Raw genomic sequence first — 19,838 nt, forward strand, 5'->3', positions numbered from 1 at the left:
CCCTGCCGCAGCTCGTCGCGGGGCAAGCGGGCACTTCGCGCTCAGGCGGCCGACGCGAGGACGGCATCCACACGCTCCCGGATCCGCGCGGCCATCTCGCCGTACTTCGGCTCGGTGAGGTTGTAGTCGAAAGCCGAGAAGCGCAGCTCGATCAGCCCCGTCCGTGCCGCGTCATCCAGCCGAACCACGCCCGGCGTCAAGTCGCCGTAGATGTGGTCGAGGTGGCGGGCGGGGGCGACGGGCAGACCGAAGTCGGCGTCAGTCAGCGCGGTGACGAGGCCGTCGTTCAGGTACCGGGCACCAGTGCGGTGGATGAGGTCGATGCACCAGCGCACGGGACCGAACCCGTCGTATCCGTTGATGCCCAGCCCTTTGTAGGCCGTCACGAAGTCCGCGGCGACGGCCGTGTGGAAGATGCCAAGACGGCGCAGCAGTCCACTGGTGCACCAGGCGCCGGCGTGGAAGTTCCGTGTGTACTCGTCGCCGTTCCACTGCTGCTCGAAGAGCAGTTCCTCTTCTGTCCAGTCATCCGGTCCTCGCCACAAGGCGCGCCAGCCGAGATCCGCGGTGTGCTCCAGCACGGACGTCTCAATCCGTCGCCACGTGGCCGCCGGCAGTCCGGTCAGCCACACGGAAGTCTTCCGGCCGGACTGGTGCAGCTCGATGCCCTGGGCCGTGCGCTGCCGGATGCGCAGACCCACAAGCCCGTGGACCTCACCTTCGGGTTCATGGACCGGCAGCAGGAAGCGCAGGAGCCTGTCCCCCCGGTCCTCGCTCTCCGCCTCCAGTTCCAGGGAGTCGAGGGCAGGGCGGACGCGTCGGATGCCGAAGGTGTACTGGGTGAAGTCGCGGTGTGACTCCACCACCTGGTGGAAGACGTCGGCCTCGAAGTGGAGCTGATCGCGGGAGGCCGGTGCGGGAATCGGCGGCTGCTCCGGCGCCAGTGCGGAGCGTGCCTGGTCATACGTTTCGCCGGTGTAGGCGGTGCGCCGCGCGGCCAGCTTGCTGACGCGGTTGTGTCGCATCGGGAGGTTCCTCTTCCCCGTACCGCCGGCCCTTCGGTACGGCGAGTGAGCCGTTCCCGTATCACGCTGATCGAGCAACAACACGTGGTGCGAAGCTGACCTCCTTCGCTCCCTGCTTCGACGCTGTTGGGCCGTAGCGTCTGAGGAACACGGCTACACCACCGGCCGCGACGAGCACGGTAGACCGCAACGTGACCAGCCTGACCGGTACCAGGCCCGCGTCGTGCCCGGAATCCACCCGTTCAGCCGAGAGTCCAGTCGGCGTCGGGGACGGCGCGGCAGGTCGGATCAAGAGCCGCCCTGCTGGCGGGCTAAGGCTGCGGGTCCGCTCTTTACGCCTACAGCCTTCTTCAGCCCGGCACCGCAGACTGCGTCCGCGGGTGCTTCGCAGAGCTCGGCACGCCCGCGGCGTGGGTGGGCGAGGCGGTGGTCGTCGCCGAACTCCTGCAAACCGTCTCCCGCGGGCACAACCAGGAACTGGCCGATCCGTTGAGAGCGTGGGCCGAGCAGTTGTGCAACCGCGCTCGGTGACAACAAGCGCTGTCCTTCGGCAGGGAAGTTAGTCGTGTGCAGCCCGCTGACCTGGGCCGACTAGGTTGGATGTCAACGAGTCTGTTCGTACTGGTGGTTCGGAATGACGGCGGCCATCTTGGAACTCCGGCTGGCGGCCAGGGGACGGGGGAACCGCCCTCTCGTCAATGATCACATCTACTCCGTATCGTCTCTGCCTGCACTGTCTGTCCAGCGGCGACTTCGTGCCCGCCCTGGAGCAGTTCCCCGGCAATTCCTCCGGGCCCTCGCCAGCCATGGCGACCCGGCTGGCCCAGCAGGGGCAGGTCGGCCACACGGCGTTCATGGACCGGAACCTGTCCGGGTGGGACTACGTCTGCGGTCCAATCACCCGATCTTCCAGGCGATCCCAGAGAGGGTGATGGATGGGGGTCCCACCCGGGGCTCGGGGCATGCAGGCAGTACACGATGTACTGCGCCAGGTAGGCGGCGTAACCCTCGCATGCGGCTGCAACAGCGATCTGGCCGAGGCGGGCCGTCGGGCGGCTCTCGAGGCCGTCGATCTGACAACCGGGCGGGTTCGTACCGACTTCGCCCTCGGCGCCCTTGCCGGCGAACGGCGCGGCGGCCTTCTCGGGTGTGCCCGCCCGGGCACCGCTCCACATCGGTAGCCCGCATGCGGTATCACTGATACCGTCGATACCATGCCTGATCCGAAAGCAATGAGCCTGCGGTTCCCCGACGCAGAGCAGCGCAGGGCGATCGAGGCCGCGGCCCGGGAGGCCGGGGTCAGCATGCAGGAGTACATCCTGCGGGCTGCTTACGAGCGCGCCACGGCTGTCGAGGTGAAGTTCCTGGAGGCGTTCAGGGCCTCGATGGCGCGCAGCGGAGACGCCTTCGATGCAGAGCCCGGCGCGTGCGACCCTTCCCCCGAGCAGCGTGCCGCCGAGCAGCAGGCCTGGGCTGGCTTCGGGCCGCGGAAGCAGGATCGCGCCGCGTGAGTGCTGACCAGTCGCCGCTGCGGATCGACGTCCCCTTCCTGCTCCATGCCGCCGAGTTGCTTGTCGGCGACCCTCAAGTCGACGACTACGGCCCGCTGTTCGGTGCTGTCGCCCGCATGTACGCCCGGGCGATGGACCGGGACATCTACGGCTCCCTGCACCTGAAGGCCGGCGCACTGCTGGTCAGCCTCGTGCGGATGCCATGCCTGGAACACTCGAACGACCGGTTCGCGTGGCATGCCACCGAGGCGTTCCTGGACCTGAACGGCATCCAGCTCGAGTACCAGCCCAAGGACGCCGTTGTGCTCGTCCGTGACGCCGCCGCGGGCACGGCGGGCGTCGCTCAGGTCGCTCGCCAGCTCCATACCTGGACCATCACATAGCCCCTGCCGCACGGCCCGTCGCACCAGGGCGGCCGCGATCCCGTGCCACGGGATCGCATGCCCAGGTCGGCACCCCGGCGGCTCGAGCACGCTCTCCTCCGAGGGAGGGTCCGGTGCGCGGGGTCATGACACCGGGCTGATGTTGCCGTCCTCGTCCATCTCGAAGCGGCCCGTCGTCTTTCCGTCGACCTTGGTCTGGTCGAGCCAGTGTTTGGACAGGTTGTGCAGGTTCTTGTGCTGGACCTCCCAGGGCATCTGGTGACTTGCGCACTTCGCCGTGACCAGGATCTTGTGAGTGCCCGTGATGGCGTCGTAGAGCGCGGGGACGTGGAAGTCGAGTACCGGGTTGGAGCTGGGCGGTGTCGTGTTGGCCGTCTTGTCGAACTCGCCGTGCACGATCAGCACGGGCACGCTTCCGCCGAGGACTCCTCCTTGCCCGGCCGTGGTGTTGTTCCAGCCCCACGTGACGAAGTTCCGGTACCGGCTCGCGCCCACGGGTTTCTCGGTGGACAGGTCGACCGGTCCCCAGGTGCGACCGATGGGGTCGATGTCCATCAGAGCACTCCACACGACGTCGACCATGCCGGGCTCACGCTGGTCCGCGCAGTGCACCTCGTTGGTCCAGGCCTGGTCGAGGCCCTTCAGGGTGAGGACGTGGGTGGGGAAGCCCGGCACCGGCAGCGTCGGCGGGTCCGGCGGGCCCAGCGGCGGGAAGATCGGGGCAAGCAGGAACAGGCTCTCCACCTTCCCCGGATTCTTGACCGCGTACGGCCCCATCGCGAAGGCGGCCGCCGACCAGCCGATGAAGGCGACCTTCGAGACGTTGCGTGTGCTGCAGATGAACTCGACGACGGTGGCGAGCTCGTCCTGGTCGCTCTGGGAGTTGGTCAGCACGAAGGGGTAACTCGCGGTGCGCGGGCCCGACAGCGGAGGGTTGACCGCACCCTGCTCATTGGGGCCGACGTTGCACGGGTCCTCCATCCGGGGACGCGGCGACAGACCCGAGCCCTGGAGGTCCATCATGAACACGTCGTACCCGGCCCGGGCGAGGGCTTCGGCCCACCCGTACGAGGTGTGCTGGAGATCGTAGGCCGCCAGCGTCGGAATGCTCCTGCCGTGCAGCATGAGGACGGCCTTGCGGTCCGCAGGCGGACCGGGCAGCGTGCCGTCGTACTCCCGCACGAAGAGCTCGACCTTCTGACCCGCCGTTGCGGGGACGGTCGAGGTGTGCGGCACCACATGGTCGGTCGCCGTGATGGCCATGGGGCGAGCTCCTTACCGGCTGGATCGGGACGGTGGCCCGTCCGTAACCCAACAGTCGGCGAGGCGCCTGCCCCGCGCCACAGCAGAGCCGCCGTCCAGCGCAAGGCGGCCGGGGTGGATTCTGCATCCGGGCTCACGCATGACGCCGGCAAAGGCACTGACCCGATGACCTCCGCTCGCCGCCCCTCCCCCGCAGCGCCCACCCTAGACCGACTGTCGAGCGTCAGACCGTTGTCAGGAACTACTCCGGCAACCAGATCGAAGACGACGCGACGACGGGCTATCGCAACGGCCGCGACCAAGCGGTCACGCCGCGGCGCGGTGGGCCGGGCAGCGGGGGCCATCACCGTCACAGCCGCCACCTCCTGCACTGCGGGCGGTCGGTGTCGACGAGCACGCCGGTGGCCACCAACTCGCCGACGAACGCGGCAATCTGTTCGCCGACGACCTGCGGGTCCTGGCCGGTGCGGACGGAGATCTCGCCGGCGAGCCCCGTCGTGTTCCCGCGGACGGTGACGGCGTGCCAGATGCGGGAGGCGTCTGCGTCCAGCATCAGCCACCGTCCGCGCCGGACATCGAGTACCCCTGTTCCATGGGGGCCGGTGGCGTGGTGGACATAGCGGGCAGGGGTCAACATGCCGCCTCCAGCCCCGTTTTCTGGCCGGTCAGCCACCAGCATGTCACGAGCAGGTGGTGCAGGTCGGCGATGGCCGTGGCGCTGTGCCCGCGCGCTGTCTGTGCGAGCACCGTCTGGACGGCCGCAGGGTCGATGAGCCCGGCCGCGGCCAGGGGGCTTGCGCCGACCAGCTCGGTCAGCCGGCCGTGGTGGCGGGCGAGCCCGGCGATGCGCTGGGCGGTGAACGAACCCTTCGAGCGCCGGGAGGTCAGCCAGTCGGGCAGCTGCGGCAGCGCGGCCCGCAACAGCGGCTTGTAGGCCACCAGCCCGCGCCGGGCAAGGGCAGGCACGGCGAACGCGGCGCGTACGACCTGGTTGTCCAGGTAGGGGTACACCGGCTGGATGCCGAGGGCGTGGGCGTAGGGTTCCCAGCCGCGGGCGGAGGCGCCCACCGACCGCAGGGCAGCCCACTGGTCGAACTCATCAGCGTGCTCCGGCTGCTGGTCACGGGCGGCCTGCCGCAGCAGCGCGGCGACCTGGTGGCGGCCGTGGCCGGTCAGCCAGGATGCGCCCGCTCCCAGACGGCACCACGACCATCCGCCCGTGGCCCGCTCCCCCGCGGCGGGCCCGTGCTCCAGGGCCTCGGCAGCGCGGAGCAGGGCAGTGCTCCTTCCGAGACCGGCAGCCTGCTTGAGTGTCTTCCAGGCCGGGCCGGGCGCGGTGTTGCGCAGCCGGGCGAACGCCACGACCTGGCGGTGCGCCTCACGGCGGCGGCCGTCCTGCAGGAGACGGGCCCAGCAGGAGGCGGACGCATCCAGTACCACGTCCCCGCCGTGCCCGGTCAGGTGCACGGGCAGGTCCCGCACCGGGGCGAGGTAGCAGGCGTCCATCGTGTACGTGGCCGCTTCCAGTACCGGCTCGGTTCCGGCAGGCTGTCCGGCGGGGAAGCCGAACGGCAGCTGGGCGTCGCTTCCGGCGGCCGTCGTGTGCTCGATACGGGTGTGTTCGGCGACGCGGGATGCGAACGCGGTGTCCTCGGCGCTGGTGTAGCCGTCGGTGTACGTCACCGCGTGCACGCGTGCGGTCTCGGCGGCGAGCACGACGGCTGCCGAGGAGTCCAGTCCGCCGGACAGGTCTGCCCCCACTGCCCCGTCGGCGTCGTGGACCCGGCGCTGGACGGCATCGGTGAGCGCGCGGCCGAACTGCGCGGCGCCTTCGTGGAGTTCGACGACCGGCTCGATGGCGGTGACGTCGATGAGCTGCGGCGGCGCCCCGGGCGTGAGCAGCAGCCCGAACCCGCCCGGCACCAGGTGGATGCGTTCGTAGGGGCTGTGGTGCGGCCAGTGGTGTTCGCCTGCCGTCAGCCGGGCTGCCAGCCAGGGAAGATCCGGCACGAGCGGGCACCCCAGGAGCCGGGCGGCGGTCGCCCACGCCGTCCTTTCGCCGTGCAGCGTGTAGTAGATGGCTCGCAGGCCGGCCAGGTCCCCGCACACGAAGTGTTGCCGCCCGTTGTCCGCGATCACCCAGTACGAGCCGGGCCACCGGGTCAGCTCGGCCCACCGGCCCGCCCGCACCGCGGGAAGCGCGGTGCGCAGCTCCTGTTCGGTGAGGGTGCAGTCGCCCACAACCGCGACGGTGGCCGGCCCTTCGCCGACCGCGCGTGCCCGCATGTCTGGGGCCCGGCGGACGTCGCCGAGTCCTTTGATGGTCACTCCGTCCGTGGCGGCGGTGCCGCCGGTGATCCACTGTTGTTCCATCGCGCCCCCCGGGGCCAGGACCCTGTGACGTGCCCGGGGGCCGGCCGCTCGGCGGCCGGCCCCCGGATTTCTCAGTCACGCTCGGCGATGCGTCACGAGCCCTCGAAGTAGTTGGACTTGTCCGCGTCGTTGGCGTTCTGGCGGCCCAGGGTGAGGGTGGCCACCAGGTGAGTGCTGACCTGCGGCGCGAAGGCGCCGCTGCATGGCGCCGGGGCGGAGGTGTCCGCGACGGCGGGCCTGGTGGCGACGGTGGTCTGCTCGGCCATGGCCGGTCTCCCTGTGTCATCGGTGGATACGCCGGTGGTGCTGCCCTCTATCTCACCGCGAGCGAAGATCCGTCTCCAGAGACGGAGATGGGGACTTGCTGGGAGCGGATCTGGGAGAAATCTGGGACGGGCCTGGAACGTCAGCCTGCCCGTAGGAGGCTGACTACGGCCTGGTGGTAGATGGCGTACACGGTGGGGAGTTCCGCGAGGCGGGCGCGCTCGTCGATGCCGTGCAGGCCCTCGTACGGCACGCCGAAGCCGGCGGTGGCCGGGATGCCCTCGGCCGCCAGGAGGTTGCCGATGTTCGACGGTCCCGCGGTCTTCGCCCGGGGGGAAAGGCCCGCCTTGGCGGCGGCGTTCAGGAGGGCGGCGGCGGGCTGCTCATCCCCGGTCAGGCGAAACGGCGGCCACGTTGCGACCGGGGTGACCTCGGTGGGCGCCGGGGCGGGCAGCTGTGTGTCGAGCTCGACGACGGCCTTGCGCACCAGAGTTTCGGCGTCATGAGCGTCGAAGTTCACGGTGGTGCGGACGTCGATGTTCAGCTCGCACCGGTCGGGGGTGACGGAGAAGCCCTGACCGCCGTGGAAGGCGGTCACCGACAGCTTCGGTGGCAGCGGGAACCCCGATGCAGCATCTACGCCGGGCAGTTCAGCGGCGTCCAGGAGGCGCACGAGGTGAGTCGCGCGGAAGATCGCGTTGACCACGGCCTTGGTGGCCCCGGAGTGTCCGGAAGGGGCATGCACAGTGATCACTGCCCGCCACAGTCCCCGGCCGCCGACCACGACCTCCTTAAGGCCCGGGTAGCCGATCATCACCCCGGCGGGGCGGATGGCAGCCTCATCGGCGAGGTAGGCGCGGGCGCCGCCGAAGCTGCCGGTGTGCTCATCGACGTCCAGAAGCACCGCAAGCCCGCCGCTCAGATCGGCGGCACGAGGCATGAGGTCGGCGGCGATGTGGCAGAACATCGCGGCGGCGAGCTTGGAGTCGGCCGAGCCCCGGCCCAGCAGCCAGCCGTCCACCACCTCCCCGCAGGCCGGCGGAAACGACCAGGCGGCCTCGTCGCTGTACGGGGCGGTGTCCACACACGCGTCCAGCGTCCACCACGCGCCCGGACGGCCGCCGGGGATCTCCACCAGCAGCCCCACCAGGGCGCCCGCGTCGTCGTGCAGGCGCCGGTGTGGCACGGCACGGGCAGCAAGCCAGTCCTCCAGCACGGCAAGCACGGGCCCGTAGTCATCGATCCCCGCCCTGCTGGGACGCCGGATCAGCTCCTGAGCCAGCTCGACCACGGACGCCGTACGGCCCCGGGCGGCCTGCTGAAGGTTCTCACTCAACGGATCTCCCCATCAGGTGTCAGTTGTGGCCTACCGGCAGCGCGCGGACGGCCTCGAGCGTCTCCACCGGCCGCGCGGACGCGCACGCCTCCCGGCCATGGTGGACCAGCCCTACCGCCCCCTCACGGCTGAGCAAGACGCCGCAGTCGAACCCGTCCGCCCCGTGAAAGGACGGCAGCGGCACCACCGCGGCAGTCTCCGAGGCGACGAAGAAGCGTTCCAGCACCTCGGCCGGCTCGACCATCCCGATGTGCAGCGTCTTGACGCCGTTGCGGCGCGCGGCCGGATCACGCAATTCCAGCAGCCGCACCAAGTGGCCGACCAGCGCCCGGTGCCTGGGCGGGCCGTACAGCACGCGGTAGTGGACCAGGTCCGGCTGTTGGGCAACAGCCGCCTCAATCGCCGCCAGATAGGCCTTCTCCCGCGACCGGGAACCGGTGACAACCAGTTGCTCCTGCGCCCCGGCCACAACCCCCACCATCGACTCGATCAGGTCGGTCCAACGGGTCAGCACCTTCACGACCACGGCCGTGCCGAAGGTCTCCAGCACGCTGGTGGCCGCGCCGTCCTGGTGGGCGAACAGCACCTCCGGACGCTCGCGGTACAGCCGGCACAGCCCGGCCCGGTTCCGTGTGCCCGTACGGCGCCGCCCGGACTCCCACGCACTCATCAAGCTCGCCTCCGTTGCTCCCCCGGTGATCGCGTTCAGCACGTTGGCGGCCTCCTCCAGCGTCATGTTCCGCGCCACCCGCGCCCGCTTGAGCGCCGAATCCGCATCCCTGGCTGCGACCACCAACACCGCCCCCTCCCCAGCCCGACAGCAGTTCAGCGAGCCCGGGCCCAGCGGCCCTGGGCCCGGCCGCCGCGGCCAACGGCGCAAAGCAGGACAGTTGTCCTGAGGGTGTCGATCCATTCGCTCAACTGGGCGGCCCGGCACACGCTGGCTCCTGCCCCCACCTCCACATCGAGCTGCTGGACTGCCGAGGGGGCCTACAGCGCTGTGCCCGGGACCAGGGACTCACGCAGAGCCGCGGTGTGTCTACTGTGAGGACCTCCGCGACAGGCTATGACAACTTTCACCGGCCCCTCTGGTCTTCTCGAAGGCGCTTCATGACCGCTCGGCCCCCACACACCTGGAGCGTGACGATCAGTACCCGCGCCGGGATCCCGACCGTCACCTGCAGCTCCCGCCACTCCTTCCCTGCACAGTCGGGCATCCCGTTGATGGATCAGGTACGGCGTCACCTCGCCAGCCATCTCGCCGCGACGGCCTTACCCTTCAGTGTTCAGGCTGAGCTTCGTGGTGAGTTGGCTATCACCATCCGCTTGTGATCTCCCCGGCTCCAGCTCAGCGTTGTGATCGCCACCAGCGGCGGTGGCGCGCGGTCTCCCCGGCGTCAGAATCCGATGTGGCCGGCGGAGCCGGCTGTACCCCAACCTCCACGTACAAAGGGGTTGCCACGATCATCCGGTGCCGCAGCCGCTCCGGCGGGAAGTTGCACAACACGCGGGCATGCCCACGCAGGTACCCAGGAGTCCGGTAGAAGTGAGAGATCATGGAAAAAGCGGACCTGGCCGCGAACTCCTGATCACTCAGCCTGGTAGAGGCCAATATCTCAGGGGACGTCGTGTCCCCACGGGCCTCCCGCCGGACCAGGTCGGCTGCCATGGCGTGCAACCAGTCCGAGCCGGATCCCATCCTGGTCGGCGGATGATCACGGTGATCCCGCACATGCTGCTTCGAGCCGCATAGCAACAGTTCGATGTTGGGGCAGAACTCACCATCGCGGTGCGGGCAGTAGCCCTCCTCCAGTGATGCGTAAGCGAAGACGTCCCGTTCGTGGAATCCAACGTCACTGGCTGCGGCGCCGTAGCGGAACGGACCACGGAACTCCAACCAGGCATCGACTCCAAGATGGCCGCACGCCGCTGGCTCCCATGAACGCGCCCAGCACTGCTTCACCAGATGCTCCAGGACGCGCTCCAGGCGTTCGGCAGACGTTCGCTCCCCGGCCACGCCCTCCCCCACAGCGACGCGACCGCCGGAACCCATCACGCTGGCTTCGGCCTCAACGGCTCGATCCGTGAGCCTCCTTCGCTGCCGCTCGTGGAAGTCATCGAGCTTGGCCATGGACAGGTACTGCAGCTCCCGCATGTCCCCCGCCTCCGGATCGCTTCACCACCGCTGTCGGTCTATGTCGAGAGTCGCGGAAAGGGGGCTCGCGATCAAGAACGCGCGAGCCGTAGGCCAAGAATGAACTGGCTACACCCAGAAAGCGTGTACACACTCAGCCGTCGTCCTTGCTGTCTGGCCGGGTTCTGTAGCGGGGGGACTTTTTCCCGAGGCGCCACTCCAGGATGGTCCGGTCGCCTTTCGCGAGGTTGCAGTCGAGGCAGGCGGGGACCAAGTTTCCGATGCCGTCGACGCCGCCCCGGGAGATCGGGACGACATGCTCCTGGTGCAGGGATGGGGATCTCTCGCCACAGTAGGCGCAACTGTCCTCGTACCGACCCCACAGCCGTGAGAGATCACGGTCGGTCACGCTGTATCGCTTGGCTTGGGCGAGCATCGCTCGGCGCTGGTGGTTTCCGCGGCGCTTCGCAGCCCGGACCTTCTCCCGGTTCGCCTCGAAGTAGGCACGACGGGAGCAGCGGCCCGAGCAGTAGACACGGTGCGCAGTGCTGAGCGGCATCTTCTCTCCACAGTGGCCGCAAGGGCGTGAACGAAGAGCAGTACCGACCTTGCGCTTGTACTGGGCCTTCAGGTAGCAGGACTGCCCGCAGAACTTGGCGTCGGCACGGCGATGGGACATTGCGCCTCCGCACCAGGCACAGGCGTCAGCTTTCGGCCTGGGGATGTGATTGGCGCGGTACCAGCAGCCATGACCGCAGTACTTGCGGAGGCCGTGTTCCCGCACCTCGATCGGCCGACCGCAGACCTCACACTGCCGGTCCCGCTTAGCTTCCGCGCGCTCGACCTTGCGCCGTTTCGCCTGCGCCAAGCTGTTCATGGTGACCTGGCAGTCGATAGAGCAGTAGAGGGCGAGAACACCTCGCTCGGCCGGAACGGTCAGACCACAGCCCTTGCAAGCCAGGGGTCCCGAGCGCACCTGAGGCTTGTCGAGATCCCGGCACGGCTGACAGCGCTGCGGCTTGCGCCCTGACTTGTCTCCTGACACGTCGAACGGGCTCCCACAGCGCTTGCACTGGAAAGTGATCGATACCGGTCGTGCGGCGGCCCGCCTCTCGCGACGCCTGAGCAGTCGCTCCTCGTGCGACGTGGGCTGATACGGAACATGCCCCCGAGCGTCATAGCAGCACTGCTGGCAGCAGTACCTTGCGCTGGCCTGGCGATGATTGATGTCGGCCCCACAGACCTCGCACCTTCTATCGCCCCGCAGCAAGCGAAGCTCTTCCATGCGGGCCGCGTGATAGTCCCTGGACCTTCGGGCCGCCACAGCGGCCCGATGCTCCTCGGAGCAGTAGCGGGGAGGCGCACCAGGACGGTGCGGCCGAATGAACGGGGTGTGGCACTCCTCACAGATAAGTACGGCGGGACGACGTGCTTCCACGGCACAGGTGTCGGAGCAGTACTTCGCAAGTCCGTGCCGGTGGCTGATGTCCACCTTGCATACCGAGCATCTCCTCATGGCGGGTACCTCGTTCTTCATGCATGGCCGCACGGCACCTGATCCTGGTTGGACCGCAAGGTAGGCCACAGCACTGACAGTCGATACTGGACGAGGGAATGTCCGGCCGAGCGATGTTCATCTGAGCTGGTCACCGAAGTCGGCCAGGGTCTGGTCGGTAAGGTCGGCCGATACGGCCGTATCCGCCCAGAGGAAGGCCGCAGCCTTTTTTCCAGCTCTGCCGCAACCTACCTTCCGTCAGCTCCGGTTAACACCACCCGAAGATCACCAACGGCATCCGCTGATCAGGGCCTTCCATGAGCCGCATTGCCAGCCAGCGGTCCATCCGGCACCGGTCCCAGTGCGCCGCCGGGAAGGGACGCCAGGCGTTGTCGCGGTCCTGCAGGTGAAGACTGATGGCACGGCGCGGACGACCGCTGGTGTTCAGTCCGCTGCCGTGGTAGGTGCGGCAGTGGTGGAAACTGATGTGTCCCTTGGGGATGACGACGGGGACCTTGCGCACCTCGGCGCCGTTGAACGCGGCGTTCTCCTGCAGCATGTCCTCGAGTTCGAGACGGTCACGGTCGGCGAAGTGCCGGGTGGTGGAGTCGTCCGCGCCGGTCTCCCGCCAGGTGTGACTGCCGTCGACCATGCTGATCGTCCCCATCTCCTCGTCACAGTCGTGGAAAGGGATGAAAGCAGTGAGCATGCTGTCGGAAGTGCACGTCTGCCAGTAGTGACGGTCGAAGTGCCAGGGCACGATGTTACGTTCGTCGACAGTGCCGCGCGAAGGGTTTCCTTGGTATCGGAATACGGCCTCCATGCCTCGGGCAGCTGAGAAAGGTCGTACAGGGCCTCGGCCAGGTCAGCTGACGGTAACGACGCTTCCCGGGTGAGAGCCGTATAGGCGGCCCGGTGTTGCTCGGTGCTCAGATCGCACTCCCGCCACAGCCCCTTCAGATCGGGCGGCACTCGTCGAGGGGGAGCGCCTCCAGCCAACGCCCCGGCCGCTTCCAGTTGCCTGACACATACGTCGAGTTCATTCTCGGACATGGCCAGGCTGGCGTTCGCCACCACCGCGCGAAGCCACTGCGCGGTCGATTCGATCCGAAAGAGGGTTCCGGAGAAGTCGAACATCGCACCCTTGACCATGCTGCCGATTCTGGCCGCGCCGACGAGCCGACCGCAAGCATGAGGCCTACCGAGACGCTTCGGTAAGGAAGTACTCCTCCGAGTACCTGATCATGGAGACCCCTGAGGAGTACCGGGTCTCGTCACGGTCGACGTCCTGTCCGCCAAGGACGCCCAGGTAGCGACCCAAAATCTCTGCCCCGGCGGCCTCACTCAAGACAATGCCACCACCGAAGCGTGGATTCACCTCCGTGATGCACACTGGTTCCTGTGGGTCCGTGGTAAGAAAGCCCTGGACGCAGCATGGGCCTTCAAGATTGACAGCGTCGATCGCTCTTCGGACGGCCTTTAGTCCCCTGGGATCGTGAAAGGTCGTACCCGCCACACTCATTCCGCCTTTCACCCGGTCCCGCGTCCGGAGAGCGCACACCGACTGCCCCTCGCGCCAGCGAAGGCAGTCGGCGGTGAACTCCTGCCCTCTGACCAGTGGCTGGACGATGGGTGCCGGCACGAGATCGCAGAGCACGGCTGCCTGCTTCGAAGTGGAACATCGGTAGACGTGCCGACCGCCCCGCCCGGTGCGGGGTTTAACAACAAATCCAGATGTCGACTCGATGGAGCCGATCTCTTCCGGGAGATAGGTGGACGGAGTAGGAATTCCGTTCTTGCCCAGGACTTTAGAGAAGAGGAGCTTGTCCAGGCACTGCTCAATAGTCGAGGGGCTTGGAAGCCAGGCGGCGAGTCCCAGCCGCGACAGCTCATCCGCTGCGTTCGTGAGCACCATCAGCTCTTCGTCCAGCGTCGGAACGAGTGCGGTGGCGGCAGTCGCCTCTGCCACCTCGCTGAGCTGAGCAAAGTAGCGATCATCCGAGGCCGGCAAAGCCAGGTGGGCTTCTACGCCCGGTAGGTGGAGCCCCGAAGCCAGCGAGTCGCAGTCCAGCGCAACAACACCGATTCCCCGGTTCCTCAAGGTTTTGGCCAAGCCGAAGCCCGCGGCCCCGCCAACACCGGTGACCATTGCCTTGGACAGCGGGCCTGCGCTACGGCTTTCGCTCCTGGCTCTTCTGATCACCGAATCCCTCCCCTGCTCTCACCACCACTGCATGAATCCGTCCTTGGCTGGAGTCGGCGACGGTTGACCGATAACGCACCGAAGCTTCTATTGCTTTGTCATCGCTGACGAGTGATTCGACGGCCGGCGATGTAAAGCACGTCGATGTCTTGGCGGAGGAACAGCTCAACGGCTTCGGCTGGGCGTTCCACGATGGGTTCCCCAGGGCGGTTGAGCGAAGTATTCAGGACGACAGGGACTCCGGTGAGTTCGTGGAACCGGCTGATGAGCCAGTAGTAGTCGCCGTTGGCCGCGTCGACAGTCTGGATGCGCGCGGTGCCGTCGACGTGCGTCACAGCGTCGAGTCCCGGCGCGATGACCTCGGCGTTGAAGAGCATGGACGGTGACGGCAACGGCACCGACCCGAACCAGTCGGACGCGTGTTCCGCGAGCACTGACGGTGCCAGTGGGCGCCATTGCTCGCGCCGCTTCACGCGGTTCACCCGGGACCAGTTGCCAGCAGGCCGTGGATCGGCCAGCAAGGACCGATGGCCCAGGGCTCTCGGTCCGGCCTCGCTGCGGCCGTCGAACCAGGCGACGAGCCTGTCCTGGGCGAGATCCTCGGCAGCGCGGACGGCCGGATCGTCGCACCGCTCGATGACAATCTGATCCGCCATCTCCACCAGGGCCCGGTCCACCTCGTGCTCCTGGTACGTCGGCCCGAGGTACGGACTGGCGCTCCTCGGCCCGTCGCCGGGCAGCGGGTTACCGAAGACGTTGTGGTAGACGGCGAATGCCGCACCGATGGCGAGCCCGCCGTCATCGCACATCGGCTCAACGAAGACGCGGGCGAAGCTGCCGGCCGAAGCGATACGGGAGTTCGACGGGCAGTTCAGTGCGGTGCCGCCGCTCAGGCAGAGGTTGTCCGTGTCCCGGCCGAGCATGACCAGCAGCTTGCGCAGCGAGTCTGTCGCTGCCAGCCGTATCCGCTCCAGCAACACCTGGGTGCTCGCCGCGATGTCGACGTTGATCGGCGCGGTGGCCCGGGCCGGGTCACCGTACGGCTCCAGATCGTAACCGGCGCGCCGGCCCGCGTCGATGCAGTGCCGCAGCCAGTCATCCGGCACATCGGTGAACCGGCCCTGGTAGTCGTGGTGGTTGCCGACGAACCGCTCGTCGAAGAACGTCGGACGCCCGTGTGCGGCGAGGCCCATGAGTTTGCCCGCCCCGTCCGGGCGGCCGAGGCCGAGCCTGGTGGAGACCTGCTGGTAGAGGAAGCCGATGTTCAGGGTGTGCGGCATCAGCGGATAGATGGCTTCGTCCTCGGCATAGAAGTACATTCCGGGGCTGCATGCCTGCTCCTCGAAGCTGCGGCCGTGCATCCGCGCCTCGCCGATGGAGAACCCGTCGTGGGTCAGGATGCCCGCCTGCCGGAACCCCGACTGGTAGTACGAGCAGGCAGCGTGGGCGAAGTGGTGGTGCACGGCGTAGCCCGGTATCCGGGAACCGTCGATCTCGACGACGACTGGGGCGTGGAAGCCGTGCCTGAGCTCGTCCGAGAGGCACGGAGAGTCGAAGGGGCCGTGCAGCCCGACCGGCTCCCGCCAGCTCTCGTGGAACGAGAAGTGGTCCACCCAAGGGACTCCTCGAGCGAGAACGTCCGCCTCCTTCAGGGATTCTGGGGTCATCCGCGCGAAGACCTGGCCCACCGGAGTCTGTGACAGGTCCGGACCGGACAGCAGATGGGACAGCGTGCGTTCCCCGGTGGCCGCGATCTCCTCGTGGCTCAGACCAGCGAATCGCGCCGCGAAGGGACGGTCGAACTCGTCCTCGCCGCAATACCGGACGATCAGCCGTGACGGGGCGTCCACCAGGAGTTCGACGGCTTGCGTGGAGGAGACCGCGACGGCGTCGACGTCGTCCGGGCCGATCCCGGCTGCCTTGAGCGTCGCGCCGATGGTGTCCACGTCCAGACCGAGACGGTGCTTGATCCGGCTGACCCTCTCGCACAGGGTGAACGCGACGATCTCGCCAGACCGGATGACCACCACGGCGGCGTCGTGGCCGAAGTGCAGCCCCAATACCGTCGAGCCCGGTCTGGTTTCGCGTCGCTTCTCGGCAAACCGCATACCGTTTCTCCGTTCAAGCAGGCCGTTCGTAGGAGATCCCCCGCATCGCTCGTCCCCGCGATAGCGCTGTGACGCGGTCCGCCGCACGGGCGCGCGGTGAGGCTACGGGGCCGAGGGCGGTCACGGCTCGTCAAGACGGTCGGAAACCTTCGTCCACCGACGCGAGGTGTCGTCGTCTGCCGTCAGCGTCGTGCCGTCGGACGAGTGCAGCCGGATCGAGCCGCTATCCCGACGGGCTCCCAGCGGCACGTCGACCGACTCACCGACGATGATGCTCTCCGTGCCGTCCGCCATCACCCTCCCGCTGAACGCGTTGGTGAAGGTCCGGCCCTGATCGTGGCTCATGCCCAGCCACCAGACGATGTCGCCGACCTGTCGCAGGTAGTACGTGGCCGCGTCGTCCGCGGTCCAGATCCCCGTGAAGCTCCCGCGTGGCACCGGTGCAACGACGTCGACCGAGTACACCGGACAGATCGTGTATGAGCCGTCCCCCTCGGGCTCCGTCCCCCGCGAGGCGAGGAACCCGCAGACCCGTACCCGGGTACCTGGCGGGAGGTCGCGGTCGCGGATCCGCGCCGACCCGTCCGGCGCGACGGATGCGTCACCGTTGACCGGACGCCCGTCGAAGAAGAGCACGCTGCTTCCGTCGTGCTGCATCCAGCCGGGGAAGCGCGGCGATCCCGTGCGCCCCAGGATCGTGCAGACGACGGTCTGTCGCCGCTCGGCGAGCCCGGAAGACGGCCGCCCCGGAGTGGCCGGCTGCCGTGCCGCCCCGGGGCTCTGCAGCAGACCGTCGAGCTTGATGGTGAAGGAGATGTCATTGCCTTCGGCGGCGAGGTTCCGGACGACCGTGCCGTATTCGACCACGGACTCCGCGCACGCGACCAGCGCGCGGGCCTGCGCCCCGCCGGCACCGAACCGCTCGGTGAACTCGGCGACGGCATCCCACCGCACGGGCAGGTCGGTCCGGTGCCATGCCGAGCAGCCGAAACGGCCGGTCGCCCGCAGCCTTCTCATCTCATCGGCCGACACCAGATCCAGATCCATCGAGCCGCTCTGCGGGACGTCACCACGCGGGGTGTCCGCCCATTCCCCGAGCACCGCCGAGCCGATCACCCGGCCGCGGTAGACGTTGGCGAACCTGAGGCCGAGGTGGAACTCGTCCGCTCCCAGTGGTGAATCGGCGCTCAGGCCCACCCACCACAAGGTCTCCGCCTTGTGGCGGACGAAGTAAACGGCCCGATCCTCGCCCAGCCACGTGCCGGTCAGGGCTCCGTCCCTTGCTGTGACCATAGCCATGACTGTGTACAAGGGGAGATCAGTACGCAACCCCTTGTAGCCATATGACAGTTGTGTGATAGTCGGACCCGCCGAATTGGGGGGTACACATGTCGGGCGAACTGATCACCGAGCTTGCCTCGACCGGCGCACTGGCCCTGGTCAACGCCGTTGCGACCGACGCCTGGCAGGGCGCCCGGGCCGGCTTCCTGAGACTGCTCGGGCGTGGTGAGGCCGAGCGCGAACGCGTCGTGGCGAGCCGGCTCGACGAAGTCGCGACGCAGTTGGAACGAGCCAGCGAGGAGCACCAGGATCAGGTGCGGGAGACGCTGTTGGTCGTCTGGCGCGCCCGGCTCGCCGATCTGCTGGAAGAACAGCCGGACACGGTCGGGGAGATGCTGACCCTGGTTGCGCAACTCCAGGCCGTTCTGCCAGACGCACAACCACAAGTCAGAGGGGCGGTCGGCACCGGATCGGCCTTCTCCGCCAACACCGGCGGGTTGAACATCACGAACACCGGCACAGTAGGGGACATCACCCTGCAAGGCGACCCGCGTCGCCACGAATCCTGAGCGATCCAGGATGACCTACACCGGCCGGTCGACCGGCAGAATCGACCAGCGGACCACCGGCGGTGTCAACGTCGCCAACAGCGGGAACATCAACTCGATTGTCATCAGCTGCCCCCGGCCTCCTGCCGAGGAGCCGTTGTGGATGGTTCCGCCGCCAGCCGGGCCGGTAGTCGACCGGCCGGAGCTGACTCGGTCGCTGCGGGCCGCCCTGCTCGCCCCAAACACCGACCTCGTGGCCGTGACCACCGGGCTGGAAGGTGCGGGCGGCTTCGGCAAGACCACCTTGGCATCCCACGTCTGCCTCACCGATCCCATGCTCAGGACGCGGTTTCCCGGCGGCCTGCTGTGGGTGACGATCGGTCAGCACGTCACTGGCACGGAGCTGGCCGGTAAGATCAATGGACTTTGCGAGGTGCTGGCGGGCAGGCCGTCCACGGTGTCCGACCCGGAGTTGGCCGGCGCCCGGCTGGGCGCTCAACTCGACCAGCGACCCGACATCCTCCTGGTCATCGACGACGTGTGGCAGGCAGCGCAGCTGAGACCATTCCTGATTGGCGGGCATCGGTGCCGCCGGCTGGTCACCACCCGCAGCCGTTCCGTGCTGCCCCACGGCACGCTCTCACTCTTGGTCGACGTGATGGAGCGAGCCGAGGCCGCGCAGGTGGTGACAGGGGGCATGATCGGTATGCCCCCTGCGGTGGTGCGACGTCTGCTGGCTCTGACCGGCAGGTGGCCGGTCCTGCTGGCCCTAGTAAACGCGGCCGTGTCGGAGTACCACCGGCAAGGGGCCACGTTAGAGGAAGTGAGTGCCTGGGTAGTCCGCCGACTGGCGGCCGAAGGACCGACCGCCCTCGACGTCGGCGACGCACACAGTCGGGAGAAGGCCGTGGCCTCTAGCGTTCAGGCAAGCCTCAATCTGCTGAGCCCGGACGAACGGGAACGTTACTTTGACCTCGGCATCTTCCCGGAGGACACCAACGTACCCGGCGAGGTGCTGTCCCTGCTCTGGGGAGCCACCGGTGGGCTGGCCCCGAACACGTCCGAGCAGTTGCGGGTCAAGCTAACGTCACTACGACTGGCAACCGGGTCCTGGCAACAGGGCCCGGCGCTGCGACTGCACGACGTCTTTCGCAGCTACATCCGCCATCACCAGGGACCCGCCCGTTTGGCCAGCCTGAACCGGACATTACTCGACGAAGCTCGCTTACTCGTGCCCCCGTCCCGGGCCGACGAGCCGGAACGCACCGCATGGTGGCTGCTACCCGACGACGTCGACTACCTGTGGCGGAACCTCGGTTATCACCTCTCCGAAGCCGACCGGTCCACAGAGTTGACCGAGCTCGCCTGCGACCTGCGCTGGCTGCTGGCCAGGATCGAGCGGTACGGCCCGGTGGCGGCCGACACGGATCTGACCCTGGCCGCGACGCCGGTCGCTCAGGAGCTGCGCCAGGCCATCGGCAGGGCCGCACACCTGCTCGTTCCGCTCGAACCCGGCCTCGCCGACACCCTGCTGTCCCGTCTGCACGGCACGGCCTTGGACGACAGCGCCGCAGTCACGGCGTCCACGCCGGCCGGAGCCCACCTGACGCCGTTCTGGCCGCTTCCCGATCGGCCCGACCCGGCGCTACGCCGCGCCCTGGAAGGCCACACCGGTTCGGTCCGCGGATGTGCCGTCTCGCCGGACGGCCGGTGGATCGCCTCCGCCGGTCTCGATCGCACGGTCAGGATCTGGGACGTCGACTCCGGCTCGCTGCACACCACCTTGAGTGGCCACCTAGGCTGGGTCTGGGGCTGTGCCTTCTCTCCGGACGGCAGTCGGCTCACCTCGGTCGGCGACGACGGAGCGGTTCGGCTCTGGGACGTGACCACGGGCGTGACCCAGGCAGTTCTGAC

The 19,838-nt window shown here is 68.2% G+C and carries 17 protein-coding genes and 1 pseudogene; 5 read left to right on the forward strand and 13 right to left on the reverse strand.

The window, feature by feature from the left end:
* Window positions 1–41: 41 nt before the first annotated feature.
* The gene (locus tag ACWD4B_RS11985; protein ID WP_451420637.1) at window positions 42–1,025 is read right to left on the reverse strand and encodes a hypothetical protein; all 984 of its coding nucleotides are present in this window, start codon (window positions 1,023–1,025) and stop codon (window positions 42–44) included.
* Window positions 1,026–1,747: 722 nt separating this feature from the next.
* On the opposite strand from ACWD4B_RS11985, the pseudogene ACWD4B_RS11990 reads away from it, so the two are divergent.
* The 3 genes and pseudogenes from ACWD4B_RS11990 to ACWD4B_RS12000 all read left to right on the forward strand — a co-directional run.
* Window positions 1,748–1,912, forward strand: a pseudogene (locus ACWD4B_RS11990) (IS256 family transposase); the annotation flags it as partial.
* Window positions 1,913–2,239: 327 nt separating this feature from the next.
* Entirely contained in the window at window positions 2,240–2,536 is a 297-nt protein-coding gene (locus ACWD4B_RS11995) for a hypothetical protein (RefSeq protein ID WP_451420638.1), read from the forward strand.
* The gene (locus ACWD4B_RS12000; RefSeq protein WP_451420639.1) at window positions 2,533–2,919 is read left to right on the forward strand and encodes a fic family toxin-antitoxin system, toxin component; all 387 of its coding nucleotides are present in this window, start codon (window positions 2,533–2,535) and stop codon (window positions 2,917–2,919) included. The genes ACWD4B_RS11995 and ACWD4B_RS12000 overlap by 4 nt, the downstream gene beginning before the upstream one ends.
* A gap of 123 nt (window positions 2,920–3,042) precedes the next feature.
* On the opposite strand, the gene ACWD4B_RS12005 is transcribed toward ACWD4B_RS12000, so the two are convergent.
* The 12 genes from ACWD4B_RS12005 to ACWD4B_RS12060 all read right to left on the reverse strand — a co-directional run bounded on the left by ACWD4B_RS12005 (window position 3,043) and on the right by ACWD4B_RS12060 (window position 17,388).
* Window positions 3,043–4,182 carry an alpha/beta fold hydrolase gene (locus ACWD4B_RS12005; RefSeq protein ID WP_451420640.1) on the reverse strand — a complete coding sequence of 380 codons (1,140 nt, stop codon included), beginning with the start codon at window positions 4,180–4,182 and terminating at the stop codon, window positions 3,043–3,045.
* Between the two features lie 349 nt (window positions 4,183–4,531).
* Window positions 4,532–4,819 carry a PqqD family protein gene (locus ACWD4B_RS12010; protein WP_451420641.1) on the reverse strand — a complete coding sequence of 96 codons (288 nt, stop codon included), beginning with the start codon at window positions 4,817–4,819 and terminating at the stop codon, window positions 4,532–4,534.
* Complete coding sequence (locus tag ACWD4B_RS12015) at window positions 4,813–6,555, reverse strand: asparagine synthase-related protein (RefSeq protein WP_451420642.1); 1,743 nt, start codon at window positions 6,553–6,555, stop codon at window positions 4,813–4,815. The genes ACWD4B_RS12010 and ACWD4B_RS12015 overlap by 7 nt, the downstream gene beginning before the upstream one ends.
* 92 nt (window positions 6,556–6,647) lie before the next feature.
* Window positions 6,648–6,821 (reverse strand): hypothetical protein, encoded by a 174-nt coding sequence (locus ACWD4B_RS12020; protein ID WP_451420643.1) that lies wholly within the window; start codon window positions 6,819–6,821, stop codon window positions 6,648–6,650.
* 140 nt (window positions 6,822–6,961) lie between these two features.
* Window positions 6,962–8,155, reverse strand: coding sequence for a M20 family metallopeptidase (locus ACWD4B_RS12025; protein ID WP_451420644.1), 1,194 nt, complete (start codon window positions 8,153–8,155; stop codon window positions 6,962–6,964).
* A 19-nt stretch (window positions 8,156–8,174) separates the two neighbouring features.
* Window positions 8,175–8,954, reverse strand: a complete 780-nt coding sequence (locus ACWD4B_RS12030) for an XRE family transcriptional regulator (protein ID WP_451420645.1) — start codon at window positions 8,952–8,954, stop codon at window positions 8,175–8,177.
* Between the two features lie 549 nt (window positions 8,955–9,503).
* Window positions 9,504–10,310 carry an SAVMC3_10250 family protein gene (locus tag ACWD4B_RS12035; RefSeq protein WP_451420646.1) on the reverse strand — a complete coding sequence of 269 codons (807 nt, stop codon included), beginning with the start codon at window positions 10,308–10,310 and terminating at the stop codon, window positions 9,504–9,506.
* 133 nt (window positions 10,311–10,443) lie between these two features.
* The gene (locus tag ACWD4B_RS12040) at window positions 10,444–11,334 is read right to left on the reverse strand and encodes an HNH endonuclease (protein ID WP_451420647.1); all 891 of its coding nucleotides are present in this window, start codon (window positions 11,332–11,334) and stop codon (window positions 10,444–10,446) included.
* Between the two features lie 718 nt (window positions 11,335–12,052).
* The gene (locus ACWD4B_RS12045; RefSeq protein WP_451420648.1) at window positions 12,053–12,544 is read right to left on the reverse strand and encodes a phytanoyl-CoA dioxygenase family protein; all 492 of its coding nucleotides are present in this window, start codon (window positions 12,542–12,544) and stop codon (window positions 12,053–12,055) included.
* A gap of 438 nt (window positions 12,545–12,982) precedes the next feature.
* On the reverse strand, window positions 12,983–13,987 hold the full coding sequence (locus tag ACWD4B_RS12050; protein ID WP_451420649.1) for an ATP-grasp domain-containing protein: 1,005 nt from the start codon (window positions 13,985–13,987) through the stop codon (window positions 12,983–12,985).
* A 98-nt stretch (window positions 13,988–14,085) separates the two neighbouring features.
* Window positions 14,086–16,095, reverse strand: coding sequence for a carbamoyltransferase C-terminal domain-containing protein (locus tag ACWD4B_RS12055; RefSeq protein WP_451420650.1), 2,010 nt, complete (start codon window positions 16,093–16,095; stop codon window positions 14,086–14,088).
* A gap of 120 nt (window positions 16,096–16,215) precedes the next feature.
* Window positions 16,216–17,388, reverse strand: coding sequence for a hypothetical protein (locus tag ACWD4B_RS12060; RefSeq protein ID WP_451420651.1), 1,173 nt, complete (start codon window positions 17,386–17,388; stop codon window positions 16,216–16,218).
* A gap of 95 nt (window positions 17,389–17,483) precedes the next feature.
* On the opposite strand from ACWD4B_RS12060, the gene ACWD4B_RS12065 reads away from it, so the two are divergent.
* Complete coding sequence (locus ACWD4B_RS12065; RefSeq protein ID WP_451420652.1) at window positions 17,484–17,945, forward strand: hypothetical protein; 462 nt, start codon at window positions 17,484–17,486, stop codon at window positions 17,943–17,945.
* Between the two features lie 10 nt (window positions 17,946–17,955).
* Window positions 17,956–19,838, forward strand: a 1,883-nt coding sequence (locus ACWD4B_RS12070; protein ID WP_451420653.1) for an NB-ARC domain-containing protein, incomplete at its 3' end; no start/stop codon positions are given.

Source organism: Streptomyces sp. NPDC002536 (assembly GCF_053594995.1).